Below are 13,283 nucleotides of genomic sequence, written 5' to 3' on the forward strand. Positions count from 1 at the left end.
TCGTCCCCATCCGTTGGAACCGGATGGGGACGACCCTGCAGCAATGACGCTTGGTGACCGGCATGGGCCGGTCGGCGCAGGCTACTTCTGACCCAGCATGGACTGGTTGATGGCAGCGAGGAAGTCGCGGTTGGTGGCCGTCTTCTTCAACCTCGGCACCAGGGTCTGGTAGGCCTGCTCGGTCTCCATGCCGCCCAGGAGACGACGCAGCCGGTAAACCACGGCCAGCTCATCGGGTGAGGTGATCAGTTCTTCACGGCGGGTGCCGGAAGCATTGATGTCGATGGCGGGGAACATGCGCTTGTCGGCCAGGTCACGGGTCAGGCGCAGCTCCATGTTGCCGGTTCCCTTGAACTCTTCGAAGATGACCTCGTCCATCTTGGACCCGGTCTCCACCAGGGCCGAGGAGATGATGGTGAGGGATCCGCCGTTTTCGATGTTGCGGGCGGCACCGAAGAAACGCTTGGGCGGGTACAGGGCCTGGGCATCCACACCGCCGGAGAGGATACGTCCGGAGGCCGGTGCCGCTATGTTGTAGGCCCGGGCCAGTCTGGTCATGGAGTCAAGGAGGACCACCACATCCTGGCCCAGCTCCACCAGGCGCTTGGCGCGCTCGATGGCCAGCTCGGCGACTGTCGTATGGTCGGTCGCCGGACGGTCGAAGGTGGAGGAGATGACTTCACCCTGGACCGTGCGCTCCATGTCCGTGACCTCTTCCGGGCGCTCGTCGACCAGGACCACCATCAGGTGAACCTCGGGATTGTTGGCACTGATGGAGTTGGCGATGGACTGGAGGGTCAGGGTCTTGCCTGCCTTGGGGGGCGAAACGATAAGACCTCGCTGGCCCTTGCCGATGGGGGCAACGATGTCGATCAGACGACCGGTGATGTTCGTGGGCTGGGATTCCATCCGCATGCGCTCCTGCGGATAGAGAGGGGTCAGCTTGTTGAAGTGGGGACGGTCACCGGCATCCTCGACGCTCATCCCGTTGATGGTGTCGATGGCCTGCAGGGGAACGAACTTCTGCCTCTGGTTACGGTGGTCACCCTCGCGCGGGGGGCGGATGGAGCCGTGGACGGCATCGCCCTTGCGCAGGCCGTACTTCTTGACCTGGCCCATGGAAACATAGACGTCGTTGGGGCCGGGCAGGTACCCGGAGGTGCGCACGAAGGCATAGGAGTCCAGCACATCGATGATGCCCGCCACCGGGACCATGTCCTCTGCCTTGAAGCTCTCTCGCCGCTCCTCCCTGGGCTCGAAGTCACGGGAGTTGCGGCGGTTGTTGCGACTGTTGTGCCGGTCGTTCCGATCGGTACGATCGGTGCGCTCATTACGATTGCGACGGTCGAAGGAGTTGTGCCGGTACTCGCGGCCCTCCTCATAGGAACGCTTGCGGGAGTGGTCATTGCGCGCGGGCAGGGCGGCCAGGATATCGTCCAGATTACGCACGTTTCCGCTGCCCTGCTCCTCGCTGCCCTCGGGCTCACGCTCATGGTCGCGCTCGTTACGAGAACGGGCGGCCCTATTGCCACGCGTCGAATCAGTGGAACGATGACGGCGGCGGGAGATGATCACGTTCTCCTCGTCGGCCACGGTGTGGGGGAACCTTCCCTCCTTGCCGTCCCGACCTTCCTTGTGGACGGAGGCCTTCTCATCGATGCCCAGAACATCGAAGAGGTCGCCGATCTTCTTTCCGTCCTGACGGTCCGAGCTCTTCTGCTGCGACGCTGTGGTCCGGCCTTCCATGCCTGAGGTCCCCTCATCGGAACCATCCAGATCCATTTCCTTGACGGACACTTCCACATCGGACCTGGTTGCATCTTTCCTGGCCTGGGGCGCGGACTCCGGAGTCCTGACGGTAACGCCTGCCGGGGCCTCGCCACCGGTACGGGCGGCCTCTATGGTCTCGATCAGGACCGGCTTACGCATGGTGGAAATGCCACGCAAACCCAACTGTCTGGCCAGTTCCTTGAGCTCAGGCAGTTTCATAGAATGTAAATCTTGGCTTGTTGCCACTGTTATATTGCCTTTCCTACGCCATGCCAAACACAACCAGGCAAATAGCTTGAGAATATGCGGGTAAACCGCTAATGAAAGATCGATACTGATTCAACCGTTCGAACTTAAATAAAGGATACAACGAGGCCCGGATTCCCGCAAGCACAGGCCCCGCGTGTCATTAAGGCCGTAAACTGTCCATTGTGGACAAGAGAAACAAAGCTCGCATAGACCGCCGTCGTGAATTCGTGGAGACCGCCATGCGGCTCTTCACCCAAAACGGTGTAACCACCACCTCGCTACGCGATATCATCAAGGCCATGAACGACGGCAAGGGTGTCGGCATGAGTGTTTTCTATTACTACTTCGAGTCCAAGGACGACCTGGTCAATGCTTGTCTGAGTACATACTTCGACCGCCAGGCCCAGGATGCCATCGAAATCCTGGACGACCCCTCCCTTGATGTGCAGGATGTCCTTGACGGTGTTGCCATCCCGCTCATCGCCGGGATCCAGAAACTGAGCGAGGCGTTCGCCGACAACGAGAACTGGTACAACTACCTGGGTTCAAATGCGAATCTGGTAAACGGGTTCATGACGAAGATAATCTCCCACCTCGCCCAGGCCCTGAGCCGCTGGTTGGAGCAGGGAAAACTGCCCCGGACCGTGCTGACCGATGCAATCGACACCGAAACACTGGCCTGGCTGATCAGTGATGGGATGTCATCGGTAATCGACAACAGGAAAATGGCCCTGGACACGTCAAACGAGGACGAGATGTACGCAGTTCTCTTCGAGGGGGCCGTGGCCTTCCTCTCCCAGCTGCTGGGACGGCCCCTGAAGATGCCCCAGGCGATTACTTCTCTTCGTGATATGACTGCTCGGTGTTGACGTTCCAGACGTTGGCCTTGTCCGTCCTACCGGACTTGATGTTCTTGACGGCCTCCATGGAAGTGGCCATGGAGTGGTCCTGGTTGTTGTAGTGGTGCTGCCCATTGCGGCCCACGCAGTAGAGGTTTCCGAAGGAATCCAGCCACTCGACCAGTCCGGGCATCTCGTCGTAGGTGTCGAAGTAGGCGGGGTAGGCCTTGGCCACCCGTTCACGGTGGGAATCCATCACGTCGGTGGGACCGTTGATGATTCCCATCCTGGTCAGTTCCTTAATGGCGAAGTCCGTGGCCTCCTTGTCGCTCATGTTCCAGAAGTCATCACCCTCTTCGCAGAAGTACTCCAGGCCGATCCAGACGGTATCATCCGCCTTCTCTACCATGTAGGGACTCCAGTTGTTGAAAATCTGGATGCGACCCATCTTGTAGCCCGGGTCCTGCACGTAAATCCAGCAATCCGGAACAATGGGAGGATCGCCGAGGGTCTTCATCTTTGTGGTGTTGCGGATACGCAGGTGACGGATGAGCAGACCGACCGTAACGAAGTCACGATATGGCAGGCCGTCTGCAACGCGGACCATCTCCTTGTCGGCTGAGGAATCCTCACGGGCGATGGCCTCGACCAGGTCCTTGACCGGCATGGACGAGATGATCTGATCGGCCTTGAGAGTGACCTCCTGACCGTCGGCATCCCGGTAGATCACAGAGGAGATGCGCCCATCCTCCTGGTTCAGTCCCACCACCTCGGCTTCGGTGATGACGTGGACGCCATGCTCGACGTTGCGGCGCTCCACGGTCTCCCAGAGCTGACCGGGCCCGAGCTTGGGGTACCAGAACTCCTCAATCAGGCTGGTCTCGACCTCGTGGGAATCACGCTTCTTGGGGAGGAGCTTCTGGAAGGCGTTCTTGAGCACGCCCATGATGCTCAGTCCCTTGACCCTCTGGGCACCCCAGTCGGCACTGATCTCGCGGGGGTGACGGCCCCAGAGCTTCTCAGTGTACCCCTCGAAGAACATGGAATAGAGCTTGCGCCCGAAGCGGTTGATGTAGAAATTCTCCAGGTTGTCTTCAGGCAGCTTGTGGATCAAGGACTTCAGGTAGCTGAAACCGGCCTGCATGGTCAGTTTGAAACCCATTGCCCGCAAGGTCTGGAGCGAAAGGGAGATGGGGTAGTCCAGGAAGTGGTGGTTCCAGTAGATTCTTGAGACGCGGTGACGCTTGAGCATGACCCTGTCGGTCTGCTCGGGATCGGGACCACCCGGTTCCAGGTCGTGGTGGCGACCCAGCTTCTTGTCGTCGTAGGAGGGGGCTCCCTGGAGGGGAAGCACCTCCTTCCACCAGTCCATGATCCGATCGTCCTTGGAGAAGAAACGATGGCCGCCGATGTCCATACGGTTCCCGTTGTGCCTGACAGTGCGCGAGATACCGCCGAAGGTATCGGTGGACTCCAGGACCGTGACGTCGTACTTGTCGTCTCCGCCGTCCTTGACCAGCTCCCATGCCGCCGTCAGTCCAGCAGGACCTCCACCGACGATAACCACGGACTGCTTGCTCACCTTGCCAACCTCCTGAAAACCGGATACATCATGTTCACTCTACCCAGGACTCTGGAACCGCGGGTCGTTTGACCACTTCCCTCACGATTCCCAGCCATTCCGGAACCTTCCCACTCAACCGCGGAGATGAATCCGCAGAAGCCATACAATCCATTTGCTGGGACAATCGGATTTACCTCGGTCAAGTCACCAGCCACCCTGCCCCTCTGACCCGGAAAGCCCGGGTACGATACCGGGCCAGGTGAGGTGACCCTGAACTCAGGAGAGGGAGTCGGGGATGTCGATGTCCGTCTTCTGGACCTCCTCCACATTGACATCCTTGAACGTGACGATACGTACATTCTTTACGAAACGGCTGGAACGGTAGACATCCCAGACCCAGGCATCGGTGAGGCATACGTCGAAGTACACATCCTGACCGGCTGACCGCACGTTGAAATCGACCTTGTTGGCCAGGTAGAAGCGACGCTCGGTCTCGACCACATAGGTGAAGAGCTTGATGACATCGCGGTACTCCCTGTACAGGGCCAGCTCGGCATCGGTTTCATAGTTGTCGAGATCCTCGGCGCTCATCGGCCACCTCCGTTGGAACGGTCACGACCGTGACCAAGGTTTCGCCACCAGGCCCGCTTGGACCGCTTGGCCTTGGAGGACCCGTAGGCCCAGTCGGAGGAATTGTGCCCTCCGCCCTCCTGGGGCTGGCCCTCTTCGTCATGGTCCGCTTCCGACCCATCGGCTCCGGTATGGGGCCCGCTCCGCGGTGTGTCCTCCGACGGGGAGGGTGAGGCGGGTGTCCCCACTTCGAAATCAGTGGATTCCCCAGCCGCTCGGATCAGGTCGTGCTCTGCGGCGTTCCCCGCCAGGCCGGCTTCGATCTCGGAGGCATGTCGCTGGGCTCCCGCAGCGGTCATTCGCCTTCCGTCCTCGGTGGTATACCCACGGGCAATCAAGGTTTGGGCAACACCGGGGTTCTCATCGATGACATGCATTCCGAACGCGTTCAGGGATTGGATGGGGTCGTACTCGTCGGCCAGGGCATCCATGACGATCTGATCCTGGTACTTGCCATTCTCGATGTCCCAAAGCGCATCGCGGGAGGTTCCCGAGACCATGAAGCCCAGTGATTGGTATACGGATATGGACCTGGTGTTCTTCTCGGGCACGGCCACCCAGATTCGGTGGAGCCCAAGTCCAGTAGGAGCTGCGGCATACCCGTAGGTCATAACCCTGGGCATGGCGTCACGGGAGTATCCGCGCCCCCGGAAGTCCTTCCCCAGAACCACCTGGATCCGCGCGGAACGCGACCAACCGTCAACATCGATGAGAAATATCATGCCGATGACACCGCCGGTTTTGCTGGTATCGGGTGCGCCGCTCTGGCTGGAGTCGGCATCGCTCACCATGGCCCAAGCCAGCGTACGCCTGGACTCAGGGTCCCCCACACCAGACTCCTTGGGGGCCAGACCCTTGGACCAGGCCACCGATCTGCGCACCCAGGCATTGACCACCGCCCGCTCGGCCTCAGGCCCCTTGCCGGTGATGCCCGTCGAATTGTAGAAGGCCTCCAGATGGTCCATAGCGGTCAAATCGGATATCGCAGCCGGGCGCAGATGCACCATCTCGCCGCGAATGACAGGAATCTCTATACGGTCAGGCAGCTGTCGGCCTTCGACATCCTCTGATTCCCCGCGTTCCGTCTGCGGTCCCTCATTACCGCCGCCGCTTGTCGACATCACGTCACCTCCATGACCGCCACCTCGCGATGACAGTTAATCATATCCCGCGCCCCTGGGAAAACCATGAAAATCCCCGGGGCGCGAAACATTGGTCACTGGGCGATGCGCTGCATGACGATCTTGTTGACCGCCTTGGCATCGGCCTGGCCCTTGGTGGCACGCATGACGGCACCGATGATGGCGCCCATGGGCTTCATATTGCCGCTTTTGAGCTTGGCCACGATATCGGGGTTGTCCTTGAGGGCCTGGTCGACGGCCGCATCCAAGGCACCATCATCCGAAACCACCTGGTATCCGTGCTTCTTGACGACCTCGGCAGGGCCGCCTTCGCCTGCAAGCACGCCGGAGACGGTCTGCTTGGCCAGCTTGTCGTTGAGTTTTCCTTCAGCAATCAGCTGCTCCACATCGGCTACATCCTGGGCCGAGATGGGCAGTTCCTGGAGGGTGACCCCGCGGGAATTGGCCTCACGGGAAATCTCGCCAAGCCACCACTTGCGTGCACCGGCGGCCGTGGCACCGGCCTTGACGGTCTCCTCAATCAGGTCCACGGCATCAGCGTTGACCGCATCCTGCATCTGCCGATCGGTGAAGTCCCACTCCTGCTTCAGTCGGGCCCTGCGCTCACGAGGCATCTCAGGCATCTCGGCCTTGAGCTCCTCGATATGGTCCTTGGTCACATGAACCATGACCAGGTCGGGATCGGGGAAGTAACGGTAGTCATTGGCGTCGGTCTTGACGCGACCACCGGCCGTGGTCTGGGTGGACTCATCCCAGTGGCGGGTCTCCTGGAGGACCTCCCCACCGGATTCAAGCAGGGCTGCCTGACGACGAATCTCGTAGGTCAGGGTCTTCTCGATGCCCTTGAAGGTGTTGACGTTCTTGGTCTCGGACCTGGTACCCAGCGGAGTATCGGGACCGGCATGAAGGGAGACGTTGACGTCCGCCCTCATATTGCCCTGCTCCATCCGGGCGTGCGAGATGCCCAGGGACCGCACGATGTCCCTGATGGCGCGCACATAGGCCCCGGCAACCTCGGGGGCGCGATCCCCGGCGCCCTCGATGGGCTTGGTGACGATCTCGACCAGGGGCACACCGGCACGGTTGTAGTCAACCAGGGAGTGATCGGCGCCCTCGATACGGCCATCGGCACCACCGAGATGGGTGTTCTTGCCGGCATCGTCCTCAACGTGGGCACGCTCGATGGGCACGCGGAAGATGGACCCATCGTCCAGCTCCACGTCCAGGTATCCCTCCCCGTTCAGGGGCTTGTCGTACTGGGATATCTGATAGTCGCGGGGCATATCCGGGTAGAAGTAGTTCTTCCTGGCGAACTGGCTCCACTCGTTGATCTGGCAGTGCAGGGCCAGACCCAGCTTGACGGCATAGTCTATGGCGGTCTTGTTGACCACTGGCAGGCTGCCGGGCAGACCCAGGGACACCGGGGTCAGCTGGGAGTTGGGCTCACCGCCGAACTCGATATGGGCCGGGCAGAAGAGCTTGGTGTTGGTGGAGAGCTCGACATGCACCTCCAGGCCGAACACCGGGTCGTACTTGGCCACGGCATCGGCATACTTCATGAGTTTTTCAGCCATTGTGATTCCGTTTCCTTCCGATGCCTACTTGGCAGATCCGTTGGTGAGGCCGTCCAGCCACGGGGCCTTGAGGTCCTTGAAGACCGGGCCGCCCCACTGCTCCTGGAGAGCCGCCTCCAAGGCCGCAGCGGGCTTGTACATGACCTCGTCACGCATCTGGGGGGCGAAGAACTGGAAGCCCACCGGCAGACCGTCATCACTGAGTCCGGCCGGGATCGACATGGCGGGCGAGCCTGCCATGTTGGCCGGGATGGTGGCCACATCGTTCAGATACATGGCCAGGGGGTCGTCCATCTTATCGCCGAACTTGAAGGCGGTTGTGGGCGAGGTGGGCGAGACCAGGACATCGGCCTTCTCGAAGGCCTGTTCGAAGTCCCTGATAATCAGGGTGCGCACCTTCTGCGCCGACCCGTACCAGGCATCGTAGTAACCGGCGGAAAGGGCGTAGATACCCAGGATGATGCGTCGCTTGACCTCATCACCGAACCCGGCCTCGCGGGTTGCCGACATCATGTTGGCCGCGGTCCGTTCAACCCCTTCCGGAGGCATGACCCGCATGCCGTAGCGCATGCCGTCATACCTGGCCAGGTTGGAGGACACCTCGGAAGGCATGATGATGTAATAGGCCGCCAGGGCATAGGGGAAGTGGGGGCAGGAGACCTCAACCACCTCGGCACCCATGTCCTCCAGGAGTCTTACTCCCTCATTGAACCGGGCCTCGACACCAGGCTGGTAACCCTCACCGCCCAGCTCCTTGACCAGACCGACCTTCATGCCTTTCAGGTCGCGCTTCATGCCCTCGCGGGCAGCGGCAGCCAGGGGCGGAACCGGCTTGGGGATGGAGGTGGAGTCGCGACGGTCGTAACCGCCAATCAGCTCCTGCAGGAGTGCGGAGTCCAGGACCGACCGGGACACCGGACCGATCTGGTCCAGGGAAGAGGCCATGGCAATGGCTCCGAAGCGGGAGACGCCACCATAGGTGGGCTTGACACCGACCGTGCCGGTAAGGGCTCCGGGCTGGCGAATGGAGCCACCGGTGTCGGTGCCCAGAGCCAGAGGGGCCTCGAAGGCGGCAACGGCAGAGGCGGAGCCGCCTCCGGAACCGCCGGGCACCCTCTCGGTGTCCCAGGGATTGTGCGTGGACTTGTAGGCTGAGTGCTCGGTGGACGACCCCTGAGCGAACTCGTCCAGGTTGGTCTTGCCCAGAATGGGCAGACCTGCGGCCTTGATCTTCTCGATGACCGTGGCATCGTAGGGAGGCACCCAGCCTTCGAGAATCCTTGAGGCGGCAGTGGTGGGGATGCCCTTGGTGACAATCATGTCCTTGATGGCGATTGGAACGCCGGCCAATTCGGACATGCCCTCGGTTTCACCGGCGGCAAGGCGCTTATCGAAGGCATCGGCCTGTTCCAGAGCCTGGTCGGCGGAGACCTGCAGGAAGGCATCGATACTGGGCTCCGCGGCCTCGATCACATCAAGCTGGACCTGGACCAATTCACGGCTGGAGATCTCCTTGGCCCGCAGCTGCCGGGCCATCTCGGAGGCGGATTCCTTGACCAATTCTGTAGTGCTCATTGATTCACTCACTCCTCACCCAGGATGCGCGGTGCCACGAACATGCCCGACTCGGTGGCGGGGGCCCCCGACAGGGCCTCCTCCTGGGTCAGGGGTTCCTCCGCCTCATCAGGGCGCAGGTATGCCTCCAGGGGTATCGGATTGGCTGTGGGAGGCACATCATCCCCGGCCACTTCCTGGACCTTGGCGATGGATTCGGCGATGACGTTGAGTTCGCCCTTGAGACGGTCCGCCTCATCATCGGTCAGAGCGATACGGGCCAGATCGCCCAGATGCTTGATCTCTTCACGTGTAAAAGTTGGCATACCCCCATCATATTGGTGCTGTGTGACACGAAGGGGTCGGCATTCGGGAGGTGATCCAAGCCTGGTCGTGCAACGGTCCAGACGCCCGGGAGGCCACCTCATCGGTCGCGGATACAGAGGCCCAATTGCAGTGTCATGTCCCCAAACCGATCGTCGCCAATCGGCGGATTGGTCAGCTGATATCGACCCTTTTCACGATCAGGGTTCCCAGGAAATAGAAGACCGCCGCCCACACAACCATGATCAGACCAGCCTGCCACCACAGCGGAAGGAAACCCGTAACGTCAGATGGAGGTGCAGTCTGCCCGCCCAAAAAGAGACCGAGCAGATCCATCGGTAGAATGCTGGTCAGGGTATCCAACCAGGCAAAGTACCTGCTTACCGCCCGAAGGATGCTGAGAAGCATGGGGGCTATCAGAATCAACCCCAACACCGTCATGACACCGCCGACAGTCGACCGGCACGCGGCACCGATGCCCAGGGCCATGACGGCGAAAACCGCCAGGAAGAGGGGACCACCCAGGAGGTTCAACCAGGGCAGTGATACCTGGGAGGCCTCGAGTTCGGTCTTGCCGGGTGCTGAAAGGGTGAGCTGCACAGCAGCCCAGGAAAGAAAGACCCCAATCTGGGAGGTTATCCATGTCAGGACGGCCAGGTAGGTGGCCTTCGCGGCCAGAACTGTGCCGCGACGTGGATTGCTGGTCAGGGTGGCGGTTATGGAGGATCCGGTGAACTCCGAACTGATGCAGAGAACACCCATGACGCCGACCACGATGATGGCCATGCTCAGCCCCGCCCCCGTGGATAGCCAGTAATCCGACATGGCTATGGGAGCGGGGGTTTTCAGAGGCTTCCCCGTTGTTGGATTGATCGTGCTCAGGTACTTGTAGCTCCAGGCCGAGGCGAAGGCTCCGAAAGGCTCAAGGAGCAGGGCCAGGGCGACCATGATCCATGTCGACTTGAGCGAATTCAGCTTGAGCATTTCGCCATGCAGGGCCCGGAGGAAGGAGAGATGGACCCGCGAGGGGGCGAGGTCCCTCCTGTTCCCGGTGGACGCTGCGCGGATATCGACTATGTGTCGGGCACCATCGGGGGCCCTGTGCGCCACACGTCTCATCGCCTGCCTCCCCTCGACTTGTTGCGGGCATCTGCCTCGGGGTCGGCAACAACCCGGGACCGATATTCGACCTGCCCGTGGGTGGCTTTCATGTAGGCCTCCTCCAGCGAGGCCTTCTCCTGGCAGAACTCGTACAGGACGACCTGGTCATTGGCCAGGATGGTGGCCGTTGACGCCAGAGGCGCCCCCTCTATACGGAAGAGGGCCGCGTCGGGCGGGCATGCCGAGTCCGACGGCAGCCGGGTGATGTGGATTCCGGCGGCCGTTGACAGGGCGGCCATGAACTCATTGGGTTGAGGAGTGACCGCCCTGATGGATTCGTGCGAGTGCTCCTGGATGAAGCGGTCGACCGTGGTTCGCTCCATGATACGGCCCTGCCCGATGATGACCAGGTCATCGGCGGTCAAGGCCACCTCGCTCATCAGATGGGAACTCAAGAGGACCGCCTTGCCCTGGGCGGCAGCGGATCTGCAGAGTTCGCGCACCCACTTGACCCCATCGGGATCAAGACCGTTGATGGGTTCGTCCAGGACAAGGTTCCTGGGATCGCCCAGAAGGGCCGCCGCAATGGAGAGCCTTTGACTCATACCCAGGGAGAAGGAGCCGGCGCTCTTGTTCTTTACGCCTGTCAGTCCCACCATCTCCATGACCTCGTCGACCCGAGCCACAGGAATCCCGTTTGAGGCGGCCAGGGAACGCAGATGGGCATAAGCCGAGCGCGACTTGTGGGCTGACCTGGGATTGAGCACCGCCCCGACCGAAGTCATCGGTGACTCGAGTTTGTTGAAAGGCCTGCCGTCTATCAGAGCACGCCCTTTTTCAGGCTTGATCAAGGCCAGGCAGGCCCGCATGGTGGTGGATTTTCCAGCCCCGTTTGGTCCGAGGAAACCGGTGACGCGGCCATCCGGGACTGTGAAGGTGACATCATCTATGGCCTTTTTGCCACGAAAGCTCTTAGTCAGATGTTCAACCTCTATCATGTCCTGAGCATAACAGTTTCTCACTACACCTGTCGTGCATCCGCCCGGCCCCACGCCAATGCAAATGAGGTACGGGCGGCACGTATGCACACCGAAACCTCAGGAAAGGCGTCCGCCCCCTGCACGCTGGGCAATCCAGGAATGCATGGCCACGGCGGCAGCGGCCCCGGCATTGATGGAGCGGACGGAACCGAACTGAGAGATATAGACCACATCATCGGCCAGGTCCAGGGCCTTCTGGGAAAGACCCGGCCCTTCGGCTCCGAAAATCATCAGGCAACGATCCGGGAAGTCGTAGGTCTCGATGGGAACGGCACCGGGCACATTGTCGATGGCGATCAGCCTGGGCATGGGGATACCGGACCTGCCGGCCTCGTCTCGCAGGTCATCGACCATGGTATCGATACTGGGATGGTGGACCACGTGCTGGTACAGCTCGGTCATCAGGGCACCCTTGCGGTTCCACTTGTGGGGGCCGACGATGTGGACCCGACCTGCGGCGAAGGCGTTGGCCGTGCGGACCATGGAACCGATGTTGAAGTCATGGGTCCAGTTCTCGACAGCCACTTCGAACCCGTGACGACCTCTGCGGTCCAAATCATCCCGAATGGCCTCAACAGTCCAATACCGATAGCGATCAAGCACATTCCGTCGATCGCCCTGGTCCAGAAGATCGCTGTCGAATCTCGGATCATAGGCGACGGAACCGGGATTGTCCGGGCGGGGCAGATCAGGATGTTCTTCGGCCCAGGGCCCCAATCCCACTTGCCGGAAAACAGGTTCGCCCGACTCTTTGGCCGCCTGGGTGATGGGATTCGGTTCCCTCATCGCTCCTGGTCCTTGCCCGGGTTGAACTGCTGCTCGTTGAAGGCACAGATGAAGGGCAGGCTGGTCTTCGAATCATCGACCGTATCGACAACCTGGATGGTGGGCAGTCCGCCGTCGAGCTCGCCCAACCCACTAGCGGCTTCAGGGCCGAGCCCTCCGACCAGGGAGGCGATGGCCAGAGGTTCGGCACCCTGCCGCCGGATGATGCTGCAATCGAGACTGAGTTCGTTCCCCTTACGCAGGGTGACCAGTGATGATGTCTGCACATAGGACTTCTGACTGAGCCAGGCATCCAGGAGGATGACCCTCTTCCCCTCAATGGATGGTCCTTTGATGGACGGGTAGACGAAATCCATGACGAAGGCGTTCAGGGCCTGCCCCCTTGAAGCGGCGGCGTGGAGCATGGCATCGGCCAGGGGGACGGCGGCAGCGGTCAGGGCACCGACTGCATCGTAATCATCGACCGAGTAGCCGGCATCTTCGAGGGTATCCAGAAGGACGTGACCGGCCAGCTCCGCACCCTGATGGTCGAAGGTGACCCCGCTGAGTTCCGTAAAGGGGCGCCCGTCAATCTCACGTGACAGAAGTTCCCTCAGCTGATCGATCGGCTCCATCATGCTCCGGGCGGACTGGTCAAGCGCCAGGTCGGGGGCCCCGGTGGGACGGAAGGAGCCGGTCCGTTCTGTGTCTGTTGCCTTGCTCATGCCTAC

General features: G+C 61.1%; 12 protein-coding genes. 1 reads left to right on the forward strand and 11 read right to left on the reverse strand.

What is annotated here, in order from left to right; all coding sequences use genetic code 11:
- Window positions 1-81 precede the first annotated feature (81 nt).
- Window positions 82-2,016 (reverse strand): transcription termination factor Rho, encoded by a 1,935-nt coding sequence (gene rho, locus H3V08_RS05865; RefSeq protein WP_198181894.1) that lies wholly within the window; start codon window positions 2,014-2,016, stop codon window positions 82-84.
- A gap of 185 nt (window positions 2,017-2,201) precedes the next feature.
- On the opposite strand from rho, the gene H3V08_RS05870 reads away from it, so the two are divergent.
- Window positions 2,202-2,888 carry a TetR/AcrR family transcriptional regulator gene (locus H3V08_RS05870; RefSeq protein ID WP_198181895.1) on the forward strand — a complete coding sequence of 229 codons (687 nt, stop codon included), beginning with the start codon at window positions 2,202-2,204 and terminating at the stop codon, window positions 2,886-2,888.
- Here the strand turns inward: H3V08_RS05870 and H3V08_RS05875 are convergent.
- The 10 genes from H3V08_RS05875 to H3V08_RS05920 all read right to left on the reverse strand — a co-directional run bounded on the left by H3V08_RS05875 (window position 2,854) and on the right by H3V08_RS05920 (window position 13,277).
- Complete coding sequence (locus H3V08_RS05875) at window positions 2,854-4,440, reverse strand: NAD(P)/FAD-dependent oxidoreductase (RefSeq protein ID WP_198181896.1); 1,587 nt, start codon at window positions 4,438-4,440, stop codon at window positions 2,854-2,856. The two genes, H3V08_RS05870 and H3V08_RS05875, sit on opposite strands and share 35 nt — an antisense overlap.
- Window positions 4,441-4,698: 258 nt before the next feature.
- Window positions 4,699-5,013: a DUF2469 domain-containing protein gene (locus H3V08_RS05880; protein WP_033491179.1), complete on the reverse strand. Its 315-nt coding sequence runs from the start codon at window positions 5,011-5,013 to the stop codon at window positions 4,699-4,701.
- Entirely contained in the window at window positions 5,010-6,059 is a 1,050-nt protein-coding gene (locus tag H3V08_RS05885; RefSeq protein ID WP_232340428.1) for a GNAT family N-acetyltransferase, read from the reverse strand. Before H3V08_RS05885 ends, H3V08_RS05880 begins: the two co-directional genes overlap by 4 nt.
- A 209-nt stretch (window positions 6,060-6,268) precedes the next feature.
- Window positions 6,269-7,768 (reverse strand): Asp-tRNA(Asn)/Glu-tRNA(Gln) amidotransferase subunit GatB, encoded by a 1,500-nt coding sequence (gatB, locus tag H3V08_RS05890; RefSeq protein ID WP_198181897.1) that lies wholly within the window; start codon window positions 7,766-7,768, stop codon window positions 6,269-6,271.
- Window positions 7,769-7,792: 24 nt separating this feature from the next.
- Window positions 7,793-9,343, reverse strand: coding sequence for an Asp-tRNA(Asn)/Glu-tRNA(Gln) amidotransferase subunit GatA (gatA, locus tag H3V08_RS05895; protein ID WP_198181898.1), 1,551 nt, complete (start codon window positions 9,341-9,343; stop codon window positions 7,793-7,795).
- 8 nt (window positions 9,344-9,351) lie between these two features.
- Entirely contained in the window at window positions 9,352-9,648 is a 297-nt protein-coding gene (gene gatC, locus H3V08_RS05900) for an Asp-tRNA(Asn)/Glu-tRNA(Gln) amidotransferase subunit GatC (protein WP_033491175.1), read from the reverse strand.
- A 172-nt stretch (window positions 9,649-9,820) separates the two neighbouring features.
- Window positions 9,821-10,765, reverse strand: a complete 945-nt coding sequence (locus H3V08_RS05905) for a hypothetical protein (RefSeq protein WP_198181899.1) — start codon at window positions 10,763-10,765, stop codon at window positions 9,821-9,823.
- Window positions 10,762-11,745: an ATP-binding cassette domain-containing protein gene (locus tag H3V08_RS05910; protein WP_198181900.1), complete on the reverse strand. Its 984-nt coding sequence runs from the start codon at window positions 11,743-11,745 to the stop codon at window positions 10,762-10,764. Before H3V08_RS05910 ends, H3V08_RS05905 begins: the two co-directional genes overlap by 4 nt.
- Before the next feature lie 99 nt (window positions 11,746-11,844).
- Window positions 11,845-12,573, reverse strand: a complete 729-nt coding sequence (locus H3V08_RS05915; protein WP_033491171.1) for a TrmH family RNA methyltransferase — start codon at window positions 12,571-12,573, stop codon at window positions 11,845-11,847.
- On the reverse strand, window positions 12,570-13,277 hold the full coding sequence (locus tag H3V08_RS05920; protein WP_198181901.1) for an orotate phosphoribosyltransferase: 708 nt from the start codon (window positions 13,275-13,277) through the stop codon (window positions 12,570-12,572). Before H3V08_RS05920 ends, H3V08_RS05915 begins: the two co-directional genes overlap by 4 nt.
- Window positions 13,278-13,283: the final 6 nt, after the last annotated feature.

The sequence above is a fragment of the Bifidobacterium sp. M0307 genome (assembly GCF_016100445.1).
GTDB classification, from domain to species: domain Bacteria; phylum Actinomycetota; class Actinomycetes; order Actinomycetales; family Bifidobacteriaceae; genus Bombiscardovia; species Bombiscardovia coryneformis.